This is a genomic window from Myxococcus sp. CA051A (genome assembly GCF_013336705.1).
Lineage (GTDB): Bacteria > Myxococcota > Myxococcia > Myxococcales > Myxococcaceae > Myxococcus > Myxococcus llanfairpwllgwyngyllgogerychwyrndrobwllllantysiliogogogochensis.
Genome location: NZ_JABUMS010000006.1, coordinates 432,935 through 449,571, shown reverse-complemented (window position 1 = coordinate 449,571; position 16,637 = coordinate 432,935). Strand labels below are relative to the sequence as shown.

Annotated in this window: 19 protein-coding genes; 10 read left to right on the top strand and 9 right to left on the bottom strand. The window is 67.7% G+C overall.

Going from position 1 to position 16,637, the window contains the following annotated elements:
• The first annotated feature begins 82 nt into the window (after window positions 1–82).
• Window positions 83–988, top strand: coding sequence for an NADP-dependent oxidoreductase (locus HUA74_RS20145; protein WP_174455806.1), 906 nt, complete (start codon window positions 83–85; stop codon window positions 986–988).
• A gap of 58 nt (window positions 989–1,046) precedes the next feature.
• Here the strand turns inward: HUA74_RS20145 and HUA74_RS20140 are convergent, their stop codons facing one another.
• On the bottom strand, window positions 1,047–2,651 hold the full coding sequence (locus HUA74_RS20140) for an LVIVD repeat-containing protein (protein WP_174455805.1): 1,605 nt from the start codon (window positions 2,649–2,651) through the stop codon (window positions 1,047–1,049).
• 119 nt (window positions 2,652–2,770) lie between these two features.
• Window positions 2,771–3,514: a serine protease gene (locus HUA74_RS20135; protein WP_254625141.1), complete on the bottom strand. Its 744-nt coding sequence runs from the start codon at window positions 3,512–3,514 to the stop codon at window positions 2,771–2,773.
• Between the two features lie 226 nt (window positions 3,515–3,740).
• Here HUA74_RS20135 and HUA74_RS20130 point away from each other — a divergent pair, with 226 nt between their 5' ends.
• Both HUA74_RS20130 and HUA74_RS20125 read left to right on the top strand, forming a co-directional pair.
• Window positions 3,741–4,001 carry a hypothetical protein gene (locus HUA74_RS20130; RefSeq protein WP_141643717.1) on the top strand — a complete coding sequence of 87 codons (261 nt, stop codon included), beginning with the start codon at window positions 3,741–3,743 and terminating at the stop codon, window positions 3,999–4,001.
• A 244-nt stretch (window positions 4,002–4,245) separates the two neighbouring features.
• Complete coding sequence (locus tag HUA74_RS20125; RefSeq protein WP_174455803.1) at window positions 4,246–4,788, top strand: hypothetical protein; 543 nt, start codon at window positions 4,246–4,248, stop codon at window positions 4,786–4,788.
• A 178-nt stretch (window positions 4,789–4,966) separates the two neighbouring features.
• Here the strand turns inward: HUA74_RS20125 and HUA74_RS20120 are convergent, their stop codons facing one another.
• Both HUA74_RS20120 and HUA74_RS20115 read right to left on the bottom strand, forming a co-directional pair.
• Window positions 4,967–5,491, bottom strand: a complete 525-nt coding sequence (locus HUA74_RS20120) for a hypothetical protein (RefSeq protein ID WP_174455802.1) — start codon at window positions 5,489–5,491, stop codon at window positions 4,967–4,969.
• Window positions 5,492–5,568: 77 nt separating this feature from the next.
• The gene (locus HUA74_RS20115) at window positions 5,569–6,306 is read right to left on the bottom strand and encodes a class I SAM-dependent methyltransferase (RefSeq protein ID WP_174455801.1); all 738 of its coding nucleotides are present in this window, start codon (window positions 6,304–6,306) and stop codon (window positions 5,569–5,571) included.
• Window positions 6,307–6,564: 258 nt separating this feature from the next.
• Here HUA74_RS20115 and HUA74_RS20110 point away from each other — a divergent pair, with 258 nt between their 5' ends.
• Window positions 6,565–7,446, top strand: a complete 882-nt coding sequence (locus HUA74_RS20110) for a hypothetical protein (protein WP_141643713.1) — start codon at window positions 6,565–6,567, stop codon at window positions 7,444–7,446.
• Between the two features lie 41 nt (window positions 7,447–7,487).
• Window positions 7,488–8,381: a hypothetical protein gene (locus tag HUA74_RS20105; protein WP_141643712.1), complete on the top strand. Its 894-nt coding sequence runs from the start codon at window positions 7,488–7,490 to the stop codon at window positions 8,379–8,381.
• A gap of 123 nt (window positions 8,382–8,504) precedes the next feature.
• Here the strand turns inward: HUA74_RS20105 and HUA74_RS20100 are convergent, their stop codons facing one another.
• Window positions 8,505–8,894, bottom strand: coding sequence for a DUF1304 domain-containing protein (locus HUA74_RS20100; protein WP_141643711.1), 390 nt, complete (start codon window positions 8,892–8,894; stop codon window positions 8,505–8,507).
• Window positions 8,895–8,985: 91 nt separating this feature from the next.
• On the opposite strand from HUA74_RS20100, the gene HUA74_RS20095 reads away from it, so the two are divergent.
• From HUA74_RS20095 to HUA74_RS20085, 4 genes are all read left to right on the top strand, one after another.
• Window positions 8,986–9,582 (top strand): TetR/AcrR family transcriptional regulator, encoded by a 597-nt coding sequence (locus tag HUA74_RS20095; RefSeq protein WP_174455800.1) that lies wholly within the window; start codon window positions 8,986–8,988, stop codon window positions 9,580–9,582.
• 66 nt (window positions 9,583–9,648) lie between these two features.
• Window positions 9,649–9,864 carry a cittilin family RiPP precursor gene (locus HUA74_RS46855; RefSeq protein WP_217441976.1) on the top strand — a complete coding sequence of 72 codons (216 nt, stop codon included), beginning with the start codon at window positions 9,649–9,651 and terminating at the stop codon, window positions 9,862–9,864.
• A 119-nt stretch (window positions 9,865–9,983) separates the two neighbouring features.
• The gene (locus tag HUA74_RS20090) at window positions 9,984–11,336 is read left to right on the top strand and encodes a cytochrome P450 (RefSeq protein WP_174455799.1); all 1,353 of its coding nucleotides are present in this window, start codon (window positions 9,984–9,986) and stop codon (window positions 11,334–11,336) included.
• Window positions 11,320–11,919, top strand: a complete 600-nt coding sequence (locus tag HUA74_RS20085; RefSeq protein ID WP_174455798.1) for a class I SAM-dependent methyltransferase — start codon at window positions 11,320–11,322, stop codon at window positions 11,917–11,919. The genes HUA74_RS20090 and HUA74_RS20085 overlap by 17 nt, the downstream gene beginning before the upstream one ends.
• A 77-nt stretch (window positions 11,920–11,996) precedes the next feature.
• Here the strand turns inward: HUA74_RS20085 and HUA74_RS20080 are convergent, their stop codons facing one another.
• The 4 genes from HUA74_RS20080 to HUA74_RS20065 form a co-directional block, all read right to left on the bottom strand.
• Window positions 11,997–12,620 (bottom strand): LysM domain-containing protein, encoded by a 624-nt coding sequence (locus tag HUA74_RS20080; RefSeq protein WP_174455797.1) that lies wholly within the window; start codon window positions 12,618–12,620, stop codon window positions 11,997–11,999.
• Between the two features lie 257 nt (window positions 12,621–12,877).
• The gene (locus tag HUA74_RS20075; protein ID WP_174455796.1) at window positions 12,878–13,633 is read right to left on the bottom strand and encodes a hypothetical protein; all 756 of its coding nucleotides are present in this window, start codon (window positions 13,631–13,633) and stop codon (window positions 12,878–12,880) included.
• Between the two features lie 215 nt (window positions 13,634–13,848).
• Window positions 13,849–15,141, bottom strand: a complete 1,293-nt coding sequence (locus tag HUA74_RS20070; RefSeq protein WP_174455795.1) for a general secretion pathway protein GspE — start codon at window positions 15,139–15,141, stop codon at window positions 13,849–13,851.
• Between the two features lie 163 nt (window positions 15,142–15,304).
• Entirely contained in the window at window positions 15,305–16,081 is a 777-nt protein-coding gene (locus HUA74_RS20065; RefSeq protein WP_174455794.1) for an SDR family NAD(P)-dependent oxidoreductase, read from the bottom strand.
• A gap of 122 nt (window positions 16,082–16,203) precedes the next feature.
• On the opposite strand from HUA74_RS20065, the gene HUA74_RS20060 reads away from it, so the two are divergent.
• A complete protein-coding gene (locus tag HUA74_RS20060; protein ID WP_174455793.1) occupies window positions 16,204–16,626 on the top strand; it encodes a helix-turn-helix domain-containing protein in 423 nt (140 codons plus the stop codon).
• Window positions 16,627–16,637 lie beyond the last annotated feature (11 nt).

The following is a 16,637-nucleotide window of genomic DNA, read 5'->3' as shown; positions in this document are numbered from 1 at the left end:
ACGATGGCGCTCCCTCCGTCGGTACTTATCGTTGGTCCGTCGTTGGAGCGCGCTTCGTGCCACTTCATTCCGGGAGACACCCATGAAAGCCGTCGTGCTGAAGGCCTATGGAGACGTGGACAACCTCGTCGTGTCGGAGATGCCCGAGCCGAAGGTGGGGCCGGGAGACGTGAAGGTCCGCGTCACCGCCGCGAGCATCAACCCGGTGGATTGGAAGATTCGCCGAGGCGACATGAGGGAGTACATGCCGCTGACGCTTCCCACCATCCTGGGGCGGGATGTGTCCGGTGAGGTCATCGAGGTGGGGCAAGGCGTGGAGGGCTTCAAGCGCGGCGACCGGGTGATGGGCCTGGTGTCCGCGGGCTATGCGCAGACGGTGGTCGCCCCGGCGGACGTATGGGCCAAGGTGCCTGACTCGCTGGAGCTGAAAGACGCGGCCGCGCTGCCGCTGGTGACGCTGACGGGCGTGCAACTGATTGAAGAGCAGATGAAGCCTGGCCAGGGAGACACGGTGCTCATCACCGGTGCGCTGGGCGCGGTGGGGCGCGCGGCCCTGTTCGCGGCGAAGGCGCGTGGGGTGAAGGTCTGGGCCGGCGTGCGGGCCCGGCAGGTGGAGGAGGCGCGGAAGCTCGGCGCAGACGGAGTCGTCGCGCTGGATGATCCGAAGGACGTCGCGAAGCTGCCCACGCTGGACGCCGTGGCGGACACGGTGGGCGGCGAGGCCGTGGCGGCGGTGCTGGACAAGGTGAAGCGCGGCGGACTCGTGGGCAGCGTGGTGGGGGAGCCGAAGGGGGCCAGGGACAAGGGCCTCCAGGTGGTCACCTTCTTCTCGCACCCGGACGGACGCCGGCTCGCGCAGCTTGGCGAGAGCGTGGCCAGGGGAGAGCTGCGCATCCCCATTGGCAAGACCTTCCCCATGGACGCCGCGAAGGATGCCCAGAAGCACGCCGAGAAGGGTGGCGCGGGCAAGGTGCTGCTCGTCAACTGAGCCCCGGGAGCGTCAGCCCGGACGTGGCACATGTCCGGGCGTGACGCTCCCTCGGCCCTCACAGCTCGTTGAAGATGAGCAGTCCTCGCGACGAGTCGACGACATACACGTAGCCGTCACCCGGGATGCGAACGCCGAAGGCGCCTTCGAAGATGCTGTCGCCCCGTTGGGGGTCGCTCTCGCGGAAGGTGTGGTGGTGCGCCACCTGTCGGGGCCTGGTGGGATTGGACACGTCCAGCACGCGCAGCCCTTCGTGGTACCACGCCACATAGAGCAGGTTGCCGCGCAGGATGAGGTTGTGCATGGACGTGACGTTGCGCATGCGGAACTCGCCAATCTTCACGATGCGGGAGGGCTCGGTGACGTCCAGCACCCGCACGTGGGAGGCGTTGAATTCGCCCCCTTCGAAGGCGATGGTCTTCCCGGCGAAGGTGCCCACCGCGCTGTGGTGCGCGTAGTCGTAGCCAAAGCGCTCGTAGCGGCCCAGGCGGCTCACGTTGTCCAGGTTCGTGACGTCCATCACCGAGTAGCCGCCGAAGGAATTGCTGATGTACAGGCGGTTCTCATACGCGAAGGCGTCGTGAGGCCCTCCCAGCTCGGCGTCCTCGGGCAGGGAGATGATGGTGCGCAGGATGGGATTGAGCGGCTCGGTCAGGTCGTAGACATGGGTGCCGGTATTGGGGACCATGGCGTAGAGCCGGTCATTGTCGACGAGCACCGTGTGCGCGCCGAAGTCTCCCGTCGGCAGGCTCTTCACGAAGGTGGGAAGGGCGGGGTTGGAGATGTCGTAGATGAGCGGCCCCACGTCGTTGCTGGCCACGTAGAGGGCGTCGCCCCTGGCCCAGACGCCGTTCCAGGAGTTGTCCTCGGGCAGGCTGATGGACGTCGTGAGGACAGGCCGGGTCGGGTCTCTCACGTCGATGACGGTGAGGCCGCCGGCCTGTCCGCGGTTTGGTATGGAGACGACGTACGCGTGGCCCTTGGCGACGTAGATATCCGCGGGCATTCCCACCGGGACGTGGCGCTCGGAGACCAGCTCGAGGTTGCCCGAGGACTCCGGCTCTCCGGTCGACAGCGCGACGCGGTTCGCCTCGAAGGTTCCCTTGAGGGTGAGTCGCCCCCGGCGGCAGTAGGTGAAGCAGCCGGTGATGATGTTGGGCGTGGGCGTCTGGCATCCCACCATGGCGACGGTGAGGTCATTGCGAGTCAGGCCGCCGATGATGGAGAAGCGTCCATCCCCCGTGTCCTTGAGACGGAGGGGCTCGTCGTACATCGTTCCGCCGTCTTCCTGGAGCAGGAAGCCGATGGGGACGCTGCTGATGCGCACGCCGCCATCCTCGTAGTGCCGTTCGCCACGGCCGTCGGACAGGTAGATGCCCTCCTTGGGAATGGCGGAGAGGGCCTGTGCATCGCATTGCGACAGGTCGAAGTGCGACAGCTCATCACAGGCGCCTTCCTGCGCGTAGACGGCGCTGGAGGAGCACGGCGAGAGGGGTCCCCGGTCCACCCAGTCTCCGCGCTCCTCGAGCTCGGTGTAGGTGCCATCCCAGACATAGGGGCCCGCGTCAGGGGGAGACGGGGAGGGGGAGTCCTCGCAGCCGGAGAGGCACTGGAGGAGCAGGATGGCCAACGGCGCCCGGAGCAAGCGGAGGGGGACTGTCATGGGACCTTTCCAGGTGAGCGCCCCGCGAAATTCGCGGGGTCTCCCTTCAGACCATTCCGGGTCCGCGAATCCCTCACCCCTCGCTGGAATACTTGCGCAGTGAGGGGTACCCGCCGCGCTCAGCGGTCGGCGATGTCGGCGGCTTGCAGATGCGGGGACGCTTCGACAATCACTTCCGCCGTCCAGCCCCTGTTGGTGCTGCTGTCTTTCGCGTCGCAGTCGCCGTCGGTGTGGATGCCCAGCACGTGGCCTTGACGGTTGAGCACGCCCGCTCCCGAGCTGCCGACCAGGGTGTCCAGGTCCGAGTAGTAGACAAGCTGGTTGCACGAGTCCACGTACCTGCCCTCGGCGATGACCTTCCGGCGGCCCCGGGGGTGCTGAATGATGGCCAGCCGCTCGCTGGCCCGCGTCGTCAGCTTGAGCGGGGCGACCTGGGGAAGCACATCGAGCTGGATGAGCGCGTAGTCGGGTTCGAGCGCCTGCTCGATGACTGTGCCATCGGTCATCAGCGGGTCGCCGTCGGGCTCGTCCTCGAAGTTGAAGACGACAAACGAACGGTCCCCGAGTCCGACGCAGTGCCCCGCGGTGAGGACCACGGGCCCCGCGAGCGCTTCAATCAACGTTCCGGTACAGCCTCCGTTGATCATGACGACCGCGTCCTCCGTGTCCTGGAGGTCGGCGAACTCGCCCCGGTAGCTGTTGATGGGGGTGAAGTCGAGGTTCGGACCGCACTGCGCGAAGCTGCTCACCTTCGCCGGCGTGGGCTGCTCGCAGACCGCGGGCACCACGGGCGCGGGAGTTCCTCCGCAGGCGGACAGGCCCAGGACCACGCTGCCCGAGAGGCGTGCGCACCACCGCGCCATGAATGGACCCCAGGGCTCACGCATCATCGCCCGGCAACCGCCGCCCTCTGGAACATTGTGCTCTTCCCTCGCGTCTTGATTCGGGTGGACTCTAGGCTTCTTGGAAAGCCATGGAAACATCCGCACGACGTGGCCCCACGGACCCAGGGGCAATCTCCAGCCGGGAGCGGTAATGCGACGTGTCACCCATGCGAGGGAGGCCTGCGCCAGGGCTCTGTCGCGAAACTTGAATGGAGCCCTTGTCGTCGGATGTCTCACCGCGGTGCTGATGGCCTTGCCCGCTCACGCGGATGATGGCGACCTGGATATGTATTCGTATCCGGTGCTCCTGCTCCTCATGCTGGAGGTCTTCTGGCCGGTGTTGTTGGCGGCGGTGGTCGCCGTCGTGGCGGTCTGGCTCCTGTGGCGAGCGTTTCGTCGCCGCGCGAACCGGCGTGCTCCGGTGCGTGGGCGAGGTGTCCGTCGCGACGTCCGCCCGTCGAAGTGACAGGGGCTTGAGCAGTCGGCTGCACACCAGGGCGCCCGTTGTGCAGTGGATTGCGCACACGGCGCGCGCGGGGGCGCCCGCGCTCTCCTGGGAGCGCCGTGAAACAGCCGGAGAGGTCCCCGCCTTGCAGCCCGCGGCGGCCATGAATGTGCTGACGGCTCGATTCGCGTGGACGTGTTCCCTGTTGCTCTCCTGCTGGGTGCTTCTTCCTGGCGTCTGCCTCGCGCAGACAGGGGAGGGCGCCGTGGACGAACCGCTTCCGGGAATGCAGCCACGCAAGGCCCTCCGCTTGCTCGATGAGCCACCGGTACGAGAGCCCGCGCACCCCGTGGTGCGCCTCCCGTTGGAGGTCGTGGCCATGTCGCTGACCTCCGCGTCCCTGGCATTCGCGGGCGCGTATGTCGGGGCCTTGTTTCGCGAGGCGACAGGCGGTCCAACGACGGGGTCGACGGAAGTGATTTACGGCGCCCTCGTAGGCGCCTCGCTGGGGGCCCCGCTGGGCGTCTGGTGGGGAGCGCGCATCGCGGGCGGCAGGGGGACTTTGCAGGGAACGTATCTGGGGACAGGCGTGGCGGCGGCAGCGGGCGTGGTGGCCTCGCTGTTCCTCAAGTACGACGAGGCCCGGGCCGGGGTCATCACCGCCTTCTGTCTGGTGGGCGCCGTCGTGAGCTACGAGGTGTCACACGCCTCGAACGCTCCTGCCCCGCCCGAGCCCGCCGTCAGCCTGGCACCGTCCCTGACGCTGACGCGCGACCACAAGTTCCTGGGGCTGTCCGGCCGCTTCTGAGCGGATGACGGGCAGGGGGGTCCGCTCAATAGAGGTTCTTCTTGGAGGCGAGCGCGCCCGGCCGTCCTCGTCGATGTATCCCATGACGACGAGCAGGGATGTAGGGGGCCGCCTTCCAAGTTGACGACCGCGCGAGGAGTCCCGTCCTGCCCGTGCGGGGCTCCTCGACGCACCCCCGTCAGTGGCTGACTTCGTTCAGCCGGATGCCGTGTTTCTTCGCATAGTCCTTCTGCGCCTGGTCGAGCTCATCCATCAGCGTGGAGATCTCCAGGGCCCGGCGGTCCAGCTCCGCGCCCAGCGGTTCAATCTGCGCGTCGGTGAAGCCATCCGGCAGGGCGGCGATCTGTTGCATCGTCGCGAAGAACGCGATGTGGCTGTTCAGATAGGCAATCAACCGGGCGTGCAGCTCGGTGGCATCCTCGGGGATGGGATACTTCTGCGTGGCCGCCAGGTGGCTCGACACCAGCTGGTGGAGCTTGCCCAGCTCTGTCTTGTATCGGCCCAGGTTCTTGCGGCCCTGGATGTCCTTGGAGAACCCCTCGGCGCGCTTGCCGTTCAGCCAGGGCTCCGACGTCGACGTCATGGTGTTCCACATGGAGACGCTCGCATCCATGTACTCCTCGGCGTTCAGCTTGTCGCGCCCTCCAGAGGTACATGCGCCGACGAACAGGGCGAGCAGGGCTGTGAGGCAGAGGCGATTCATGAAGCTCCAGGAGAGTGACGAGGGGGCCGCCACCATCACACCGCGGACACCACTCGGTCGAGGAGTCTTCACGCGGCTCACCGCTCGCAGCGCAGCGCCACCGCGTGCGGGTTATCCAGATAGTCCTGCCAGAATTCCCGGCCATACCGGGCGATTCCCTCGGGGGAACACTCGGGACGCATCCAGGTGAGGGTGTGAAAGCCCGCATCTCGAAGCGCCTGCTCGTACGTGGCCCGGCTCCAGTAGGAGAAGTGGATGGTGAAGGGCGTCTTCGTGTGCAGCTCCGCGGAGAGCGTCTGTCCCTCCCGAGGGGACTCCGGGAAGTCCAACATCGTGATGCCATACCGCGTGCTGTTGGGGCCCTTCGCGCTGAACTCGGGGTTGAACGAGTACGTGACGAAGCTGCCCCCGGGCTTCAGGTGGGCATGGATGTTCCGGCACATCCGCAGCATGTGCTCGGGCGAGTGCGCGTAGTGCAGCAGGTAGATGGCCGTCACGACATCGAACGTGCCCAGGGGCGCCAGGTCGGCGACGTCCGACACGTGGTACTCGATGCCCAGGGGGTGTTCGGCTTCCTGTCGCCTCGCGACGCGAATCATCTCCTCGGAGATGTCGACGCCGACCGCCCGGCGTGCGCCTCGCGCCTTGAGCTGCCGCGTGTACAGCCCGTCGCCACAGGCCAGGTCCAGGACGGTCCGTTCGGCCACCGAGCCGAGCGCTTTGAAGAAGGAGTGCCCCTCGATGTACTCCGAGCGCACCGGCAGCACATCCCAGTCCGCGACCTTCTCTCCAATCTCGTCATATTGCGCCGACATGGCCCACGACCTTTCCAGGTGACGTCCGAGCGACCCTGGCACCCGAGGTGCTGAAGGTGAGCCGGGGCGGTTCGGGCATCGTGTCACCGCACCCCGCACGGCGTCGACGCGGAAAAATCGCGCACGAAGGGGGTGAGGGGAAATCTCCGCGACCTTCGTTGATGAGCCAAGGCCGGAGAACGCACGGCGGACCGCGTGCGCTTCTCCCGTCGTGACAGGCCAACCATCGATACCCCACACGGGGGGGAGAGCAGGACCATGAAGCTCAGGAAGCAAACCAGGCAGTGGACGGGCGCGACCCTCGCGGGGGCGCTGCTCCTGCCCGCGGCGGTGCTGGCGAACGAGACCCATGTCTACGGCATCGCGAACTTCAACGGCGCGGCGAGCGGGCAGTGCGACGCTGACTCGCACTCCGTCCACACCAAGACGGCGGGGGAGTTCGCCGGCTACTTCAACTCGCTGGTGAACGCCGGGCAGTGGACGGACGTCCGCACGCTCAACAACACCAGCGCGCGCACGGACCTCTGGACGGATGCGTCGAAGGGGAGCGCGGCGAACGCGAAGGACACCCAGGCCAACGCGGGCGTGGACGACGCGGATATCCTCTTCGTCCACACGCACGGCGGCCACAGCGAGGCGAACCTCCGCAGCTGGCTGGTGATGGGGAGCAACCTGGACGCGTGCTCGGCCGTCACGGATACCCACATGAGCCTGGGCAACGGGAAGCTGAACATCGCCGTCGTCAAGGCCTGCCAGTCCGGTGACTACCAGGTCTGGAAGCAGGGGGGATACCGCACCGCGCTCGTGACGAACACCAGCGGGTTCACCATGTGGAACGCGTTTCACGGCGACTCGTCGTGCGGCAACCACGTGAAGCGCTACGTGAAGCGCTACGTGGCCGACTCGAAGACGTCTGGCGTGGGCGAGAACTGGATTGACGAGGCGTACGACAGGGACTGGGGCAAGAACAACGACGACTGCCCGGTGTCCATCGTCTTCGGCGACACGAAGGCGAAGCGGGTCGCGATGTTCGAGTCCGGTGGATGGAAGGACCGTCACAACACCGGCGGCAAGGTCGCCTCCTCCATCTTCTACGTGGGCGGTTGTGACCCCTCCAGCGGCCAGAAGCTTCCGGAATGAACGCCGCCTCCTTCGACCCTGTTCAGAAAGAACGAAACGCCATGAAGACCCCATTCATCCGCTTCTTGACCGCCCTTCCGCTCGCCGCCGCGCTGGGTTGTGACAGCGCCGCCACCGTCGTTGAGCCCGTGGACCCCCAGACGCAGGTCGCGTCCGCGACGACCGTCGGCTTCGTCTTCGACTCCACCCGGATCGCCACGCCGCCCACCGGAGGCATTCCCACCGACCTGCTTCCTCGCACCGCGTTCAACGACGCGGTGCTGCAGGGCGCCCTGGTGGGCTCGACCGAGGCCTTCACCACGACGGGGACGCTCGGCTCGCGCCGAGATTTGGAGTCGCGCACCTGGACGCTGGAGAACGACCCGTCCGAGGGGCAGGTCCTGGTGCTGAACAGGCTCGGCAGTGGCCCCGCGGTGCCCCAGGAGCCCGCGGTGATGCAGCGCACCGCCATTGCCCGGCTGCAGCGCTGGGGAATCCCCGCTTCGGAGATCGGGGCGGTGTACCAGGTGAAGTCCTTCCTGGAGACGGAGGAGGACGGCGTCGCCGCGGTGCCGGAGCTCCACCGCTACAAGACCTTCGTGATGCGCGCCATCAACGGCATCCGCGTGGAGGGCCACCGCGCGGTGGTGTCCCACGGCGTGGATGGCACCTTCCAGCGCGCGCTCATCTCCTGGCCGCCCCTGGCCCGGGTGGGCCACCTGCTGCGCACGCGGCTGAGCACGGCGGACATCGAGCAGCGGGCCCGCGAGGCGCTGCTGGCCGAGGGTGAGACCGCGGGCCCCGTGCGGCTCTTCTGGAAGTACGTGCCCACCCAGCTCAGCACGGGCGAGTGGGCGCTGACGCTCCAGGTGGGCGCCGCGATGGAGGCCCTCACCGGGACGACCCACACCGAGGAGTCGCGCGTCGTCGACGTGGACGTCAGCCCGGTGCAGTAGCCCCACGTCCACTGGCGCCACGGGCCCGGGAGTCCTCGCGAACCTCGCGAAGGCTCCTGGGCCTTCGCTGTTCAACGCACGCGCCTGCGAGCACGCCGCCAGCGATGCCCAGGTGCCGTGGCCTCACCCGCGCGAGTGCACCGCCACGAGCACGATGGCCAGCAGCGGCAGCGCGCCCTGGACGACGCTGGCCAGGAGGAAGTGGCGGTTGCTCGAGACGAGCACCAGCGCCGCCAGCGCCATGCACGCGCAACCGAACATGACGGCCGCCACACCGGAGGTGACCGCGCCGGTGCGCACCAGCGCCACGCCCACGAGCACGCCCAGCGCGAGGAACAGGTTGTAGAAGCCCTGGTTCAGCGCCATCGGCTTCAGCACGTCCGCCTCCGCCTGCGACTTCAGCCCGAAGCGCTGCCACACCTCCGGCCGCGAGAAGACGATGCTCTCCATGACGAAGAACAGCACGTGGATGAGCGCCGCGATGACCGCGAAGACCTGCGCCAGTAACGACATGATGACTCCCCTCCGGGATTCCGGTATTCTGGACCAATCAGTTCCGAATTCATATTGAAACGTTCGGTCCAGAATTGTCAAGGAGGGTGACGTGGCGCGTACGCGTGCGTTCGACGAGACGGAGGCGGTGCGCAAGGCGCTGGGGGTGTTCTGGTCTCGGGGCTACGAGGCCACGTCGCTTTCGGACCTGGAGACCGCCACGGGGCTGAACCGCTCCAGTCTGTACCAGGCGTTCGAGAGCAAGCGGGCGCTGTTCTCGCGGGCCGTGACGCTGTACCTCCAGGAGGTCATCACGCCCCGGCTGGTTGTCTTCGCCGCGGGCCCGCCGGGCCTGACGCAGGTGGTGACGTACTTCGAGTCGCTCGCGACGACGATGGGCACCGCGCCCCAGGCCCTGACGCGCCGGGGGTGCCTGCTCGTCAACACCGCGACCGAGCTGGCCCCGCATGACGCCGAGGCCCACCGCGCGGTGGAGGACTACCGGGCCCTCTTGCACGGACACCTGACGAGGGCGCTGGAGGCCGCGGCGCGAGCAGGCGCCATTCCCCGGAAGACGGTGGCGCGTCGCGTGGAGCTGCTGGTGGGGTCTGTCATTGGGGTGCTCGTCACCGCGCGACTGGATCCGGTGGCCGCCGCGAAGCTCGCGCGCGCGACGGCGAGCGAGGTGGAGGGTTGGTCCGAGGGGTAGGGCGCACGGATGTCACCCGGGTGTGACTGAGCAGGGTTTGCCCGCACAGCCTCCGCTCTGGTGACAATGAAAAACAGTGCCTCCTCTATAACCAATCAGACGGGCTTGCCCAGACATCCTGGGCATGCCACATTTTGCCGCGCTGACCCTTTGGGCAGCCAACAGCAACACGCAACCACCTCAAACCGGGAGTTCGCCATGAAGAAGGCCCTCTACTCTTTGGCTGTGCTGATGCGGATTGCTCGCGCGGACAAGCTCTCCGCTCCCTACATCTATTACTAGTCAACAGTCGTCAGGCAATGCGCCCTGACGGTTGGGTCGGATGACCTCGCAGTCGTGGGTGGAGTGAAGGTCCTGCTCCTCCCACGCGACGGCTGTCTTTGAATGCTCCCAGGAATTCCATGCCGCAAGTGCGCCTCCCCCCAGGGCCCAGGGGTCACTTCATCGCAGGCAACCTGGTGGAGTTCTCCGAGGACCCGCTGGGGTTCCTCACCCGCTGCGCCAGGGAGTACGGCGACGTGGTGCGGCTGGGAAAGCGCAACTACCTCCTCAACCATCCCGACCTCATCGAGCGGGTCCTGGTGAATGGAGACGGCAACTTCGTGAAGCTCGCCGGCGTGGGCCAGGGCAGGCGACACAAGGGCGGCTTTCCCGAGGCGATGATGAACAGCGAAGGGGAGGACTGGCTGCGAAAGCGGCGACTCGTCCAGCCCGCGTTCCATCGCAAGCACGTGGCCGCGTGTGGCGACACGGTGGTGTCCCTCACCGAGCAGCGGCTCCAGACGTGGCGTCCCGGGGAAGCGCGCGACGTGCACTCGGACGTGTCCGCGCTGGCGCTCGACATCGTCAGCCGCTTCCTCTTCCACACGCCCATCGACGATGAGGCGAGGCACGTGGCCGCCGCCGTGGACGCCGTCATGCGGCACACCGACAGCCCGCTGCGCCCGCCCATCTGGGTTCCCACGCCGACGAACCTCCGGCTGCGCCGCGCGCTGGGGCGGCTCAACGTGCTGCTGGAGACGCTGGTGCGTCGCTACCGGGAGCAGCCCGCGGAGCGCACGGACCTGCTCGCCCTGCTGCTGTCGTCCCCGGTGCCCCTGTCGGAGGGGCAGCTGCGGGACGAGCTGGCGACGATGATCATGTCCGGGCACGAGACGACGGCGGACGCCCTCGTCTGGGCCTGGTACCTGCTGGCCCAGCACCCCGACGCCGAGGCGCGGCTGGGGAGCGAGCTGGACACGGTGCTCGGGGACCGGCTTCCTGGCGCGGAGGACCTGCCGAGGCTGCGCTACACGGAGGCCGTGGTGAAGGAGGCCATGCGCCTGTACTCCCCGGCCTGGATTACGAGCCGCGAGGCGGTGCGCGACTGCGAGCTGGGTGGGTTCCACGTCCCGTCGGGGACGATGCTGGCGGTGAGTCAGTGGGTGACCCATCGCGACGCGCGCTACTTCGACGCACCCGAGTCCTTCCGTCCGGAGCGCTGGCTCTCCGAGGATGCCCAGCGCATGCACCGGTATGTCTATTTCCCCTTCGGGGGCGGGCCCCGGTTCTGCATCGGCTCGGCGCTGGCCATGATGGAGACGGTGCTCATCACCGCCTGTGTGGCGCGGCGCTTCCGGCTGGAGCTGGCTCCGGGCTGCGTGGTGCGACCCCGGCCCGCGCTCGCGCTCCAGCCTCTCGGTGTCCGGCTGATTCCCAGGCCCCGCGCTCGCGGTGGGCAGGAGGGCGAGGTGCGACATGTCGCGGGAGCCTGAAGGGGGCGCGGTCCGGCGTGAGTTCTTCCGCGCGGCCTACGCGCTGGGCGCGCCCTGGGACATCGGCCGCCCCCAGCTGGCCTTCATCGAGCTGTGGGAGGCCGGAGGAATTTCCGGTGAGGTGCTCGAGGTCGGCTGCGGCTTCGCGGAGAACGCCCTCTTCCTGGCGGCCCAGGGCCTGCGAGTGTGCGGAGTGGACCTGATGGAGCCCGCCATCCTCCGGGCTCGCGAGGCGGCCCGGGCCCGAGGGCTCGAGGTGGCGTTTCATGTGGGCAACGCGATGGAGCTGGCCTCGCTGGGCCGGCGCTTCGACACGCTCATCGACTCGGCGCTGCTCCACGTCTTTGAACCCGGGGACCGGCCGGCGTTCGCCGCCAGCCTCGCGAGCGTGCTGCGTCCGGGCGGGCACTACCACGCGCTCTATTTCCGCGACGGTCCGCGCGCGGTGCCCCCGGAGGCCCTGCGTGCGACCTTCGACGAAGGCTGGCGCGTGAAGGCCCTCCGGGAGGCGCACTACGAGCAGACGGACCCCGAGGGGGCGCGGGCGTGGCTTGCCACCGTCGAGCGCGTGGCGGACGAGTAGGGTCCCCCAGAAACGACGAAGCCCCTGGCCCAACCAGGGGGCCCGGGGCTTCGGGGAACGCCACGATGCGACGGGTGCTACTCGATGGGCATGAAGACCTTGAAGCCCGTGCGACCGCCGTTGGTCGTGTTGCGCTCGATGAAGTCGCTCGCGGAGGAGTGGCCGTCGCCGAGGGTGACCGCAGTGTGGCCGTAGATGCGGCCCAGGTTCGAGGAGGTGCTCTCCCAGGTGAGGACGAGGCCGGGAATCTTCAGCGCCTCCTCCAACGTCATGTCGACCTGCTTGAACTTGTCGCGCGGCAGGTTGTTATCAATCTGGTTGCCGTTGCCCGACACGCCAATGCCCAGGGCGTTGCTGATGGCCCGGCTCACGCCCGTGGCGCAGAGGCCCTGGCTGTTGTAGCCGCCCATGCCCATCGCCGCCGCGCGGGCCGCCTCCGCCAGACGCTGCATCTTGTTCGACGCGTTGCTGGGGCCCACTCCCGTGGGACCGCCCACGTCATTCCCACCGCGGACGCCCTGGTTGTTGCCGCCCGCGTCGAACGTATCGCGCGTGGAGTGCCCGATGCTCAGGTTGTTGCCCGAGTAGATGAGGTCGGGGTTCGAGATGTTGTTGTCACGGGCCAGCTTCTCGACAGTGGTGCCGAAGCGGGCCGCCAGGCCGGAGAGGGTGTCGCCAGGACGGATGCGGTAGTTGGACATGGTGGCTCCTTGCGACAATTCTCGGGAGTTCCCGGCCTGAGTTGCGGCGCTCCTCCCAGATTCTTGGGTTGTTTACCAAATTGTAAGATTCCACCCCTGCCGGCAGCCTCAGCCGATGCGGCGCACCCCTTCGGCGCGGCGAAGAAAGTCTCTTTGAATTCAGGGGGTTGGAGGGGAACAGGGCCTTGGGGGAACAAAAAAGGCCCTGCCGGTGGGCAGGGCCTTCTTTTCAGCGCCCTGAACAGGGGTGCGGCGAGCTACTCGGAGTAGTCGTACTGGGCCACGAGGTGCCAGGCGCGGTTGTACTTGCGCCACCGGGTGAACCAGCCGCTGTGGCAGCTCCCCGTGTTGCTGGCGGAGTAGCCGTAGACGAAGCCGTTCTTGACGAGGGCCACGAGCTGGGGCGAGCCGGGGTTCTCGCAGGGCTGGGTGACGCGGACGGACTGGTAGGCGGCCTCGGCGTAGACCTCTTCCTGGCCCTCGAAGTCATAGAGGGAGTGGACGTCCACGGAGGTGGCGGTGCCGAGCTGGGTGGCCTGCTGGGTGTCGCTCAGCGTGAGGAAGGTCTGCAGGTTGGCGAGGGTCGCGGCCTCGGAGGTGAGCGTGCCCGTGAGACGGTGCACGGCGCCATTCGTATCGGAGAGCGCGGCGCGGATGGCGGCGATGCCGGCCGAGCCCTGGTAGACGGACGTATCACCCCAGGTGAAGCTGAGGGCCGTACCCGCGGTGTAGGCGCTGAGCGCGCAGGAGCCGCCGGCGCCGGCGGGTACGACGAGGATGATCTTGCGGAGGCGGTGCTCGGGGTTCAGGAGCGCGATGCACTCGTTGCCGGCGACGCCGTCGTAGTTGCCGGCCGGACGCATGGCCTCGACGACGTTGTAGACGCGGAACGTGGGATCCGTGGCCTGTTGCTCGAGGCTCTCGAGGTTCTCAGTGTCCGTCTCGGGGCCCAGACAGCCAGCAGCGAGAGATGCGGCGAGGAGGAGGGATGACAGTCGGAGTGGGATGTGCATGGCCGTGGAAGATAACACGCCCGATTTGAATGTTATCCGAACATTTCTGTGACATGTCGGGTTGCGCCCTACCCGAGCCATCCTCGAATGGTGTGTTCAATCCCTATCCGATTCCCACCACCAGGCTCGGTGGGTGCCAGGTTGCGGCCCCAGTCACACCGCGCTGATCGCCCAGCAGTACGACTCACCCGCTGTATTCGTTCGCTCCATTCCCCTCAGCGTCGCGCCTTCTTCTGTCCCGCGTTGGTGGCATCCGCCAGGAGGCACATCACCGAGTACAGGTTCATCGTGTAGAGGTTGTTCTCCGGCGCCAGGTCCGATGCCTTCTGGAACAGGGCCGTGGCGCGCTCGTAGTCGCGGTGGTGGTTCAGGACGATCATGCCCAGCCGGTTGTAGAGCGGCGCGGGTGATGGCAGCAGTCCGATGCCCCGCTCCAGCAACTCGACGGCCTCGGCCCACCGACCTTCCTGTTCCATCCGGATGACGCGCTGGAGCACATCCTCGTTCGCGTCCTCCGGGCGAGGCGCCGGCTCTCGAGTCACTGGCGGCGGAGGTGGTGCGGCCACTGCCTCCGACGGGGTTTCCCGGGCGGAGGCTGCTCGCGACGTCGGGGGCGGTATCTCGTAGAGCCTGGTGACTCCGCGTTCCTCCAGTGACGCGAAGAGCGCGCGCAGCTCCACCTCCGCGAGCTGGGTGATGAGCGACAGGTCCGCCAGGGAGGTGTGGCCGTCCACCAGCGACAGCACGTACGCCTCGAAGGGGCTGAGCCTCAGGTTCGCGACCTTCAGCCCTCCCACGATGAACGGCCGCGCATTGGCTCCTCCCGTGGGTGCATCGAACGACGAGGTGCGCGTGGCCTCCGCCTGGGGGGCTTGGGGTGTCCCGGAGGTTCCATTCCGCTCGGGCTGTGTCAGCAGGGCTCGCACCAGCGACACGTTGTCGCGAGGAGGCAGGTCCTCGACGTGGCGCACCAGCAGCAGCTCGCAGCGCGGACACTGGAAGTCCTTGGGGAGCGTCGGCGCGCCGCAGTGGGGACAGGCGTCATCTTCCGGCGGGTGCTCGAAGGCGTCCGCGACCGCGTAGTAGTGCTTGCGGATGGCCGCGCGGATGGACCTGCGAATCGCGACGAAGGGCAGCACCTGGGTGACGCCCACCGTGCGAGCAATCTCGTCCAGCGCTCGCTGCCGCTGGGGCTCCGCGATGGCGACACAGAGCACCCCCGGGTCCAGCCGCAGCGGCATGAAGTCGAAGCCCTCCGCCAGCCGCACGGGAACCCGCTCCAGCAGCGCGGGGCCGAGCTTCGCCTGGGCCAGCTTCTCCGTGGAGACGAAGCGCGTCTGGAGCTCCCGTGCCAGCAGGCGGAGCACCGGCGTTTCGTCCACGCCCAGCCGGACCAGGCACTCACCCAGCTTCTGGCCCGTCTCCTGCTGATGGGCGAGCGCCCGGGACAGCAGCTCCGGCGTCAGCACGCCCTCCAGCACCAGCCGCTCCCCGAATCTCCGCGTCATGCGCTGATTCAAGGCCGTGTCCCGCCTCCCCGTCCACTGCCGCGTTCCTGGACGCGATAGGCGGACGGAAAGGTGAGGGGCAAGTGAATCGTGACTCACCCTTCAGCTTCACGCGCGCCTCCGTGTTTCCGTGTGCTTATGGAGGCGGAGGCCGGTTCGCGGACTAGAGCCGATATCCGCCGGTGACCTCGACGCGCTGGCCAGTCATCCACCCGGTTTCGGGTGCGAGCAGCATCGCGATGACGCCGGCGACGTCTTCGGGTTCGCCGACGCGCCCGAGCGGAGTCTCGGCCGCGACCGTCTTCTGGAGTTCGGGGTCGCGCATGACGCCGCCTCCGAAGTCCGTGGCGATTCCGCCAGGCGCCACGACGTTCACCGTGATGCGGCGCGCGCCAAGCTCCACCGCGAGCGCTCGGGTGAGCACCTCGATGGCCCCCTTGACCGCGGCGTAGGTCGAGAAGCCGGGGTACACGTAGCGCGCGAGTCCCGTCGACATGTTGATGATGCGCCCGCCGTCGGCGATCAACGGCAGCAGCTTCTGCGTCAGGAAGAACGGCCCCTTGAAGTGCACCGCGACGAGCTCGTCGAAGGTGGCCTCGGACGTCTCGATGAACGGCGAGTAGCCGCCGATGCCGGCGTTGTTGACGAGGGCGTCGAAGCGCTCACGAGACCACGTCTGCTTCAGCGCCTCGCGGACTTCGGCGGTGAACGCCTCGAAGGTCCCCGTCTTGCCGACGTCGAGATGAATCGCGACGGCGTTGCGTCCCTTGGCGCGGATGGAGGTGACGACGTCGTTCGCCTCGTCGTGGCCTGTCCGGTAGGTCACGATGACATCCATTCCTCGGTCCGCGAGGGCCAGCGCCGTGCTTCGGCCGAGGCCTCGGCTTCCGCCGGTGATGAGGGCAATGGGAGCGGTGGAGCGCTTCGTGCCAATGGACATGGAGATTCCTTTCAGGAGTCGCGTGATTTCTGGCACGGATTGTCCATACGCTCCCTCCTGGCGACTACAGACCTTTTCACCCTCTACGGACGTCTTCGTTCCATAGGAACCCAGAGGTAACCATGCCCATCATGAAGGAGCTCCCGCTGGTGCCCGCGGAGCGCGCGCTGAAGGTGATTGGGGGCCGCTGGAAGGTCTTCGTCCTGTACTTCCTCTTCGAGGGTCCCCAGCGGCTCTCCGAGCTCCGGCGCGTGATTCCTGGCGTGAGTCAGAAGGTGCTGGTGCAGCAGCTCCGGGAGATGGAGGCGCACGGGGTCGTTCGCCGCGAGGTGTTCGCCGAGGTACCGCCGCGTGTCGTCTATTCGGCCACCGCGCTCGGGCTCAGCCTGCGTCCGATAGTGGGGGCGCTCTGTGACTGGGGCCGTCACCACGCTGACGAACTCCGCGCCCTCGACGAGCCGGTGCCACCCGCGACCAGCCGCGCGCGCAAGGCGGGCACACCTGCTCGCCCGAGTGAGGACGAGCGGCCGCGCCTCCGTGGATGACCTGCTCGATA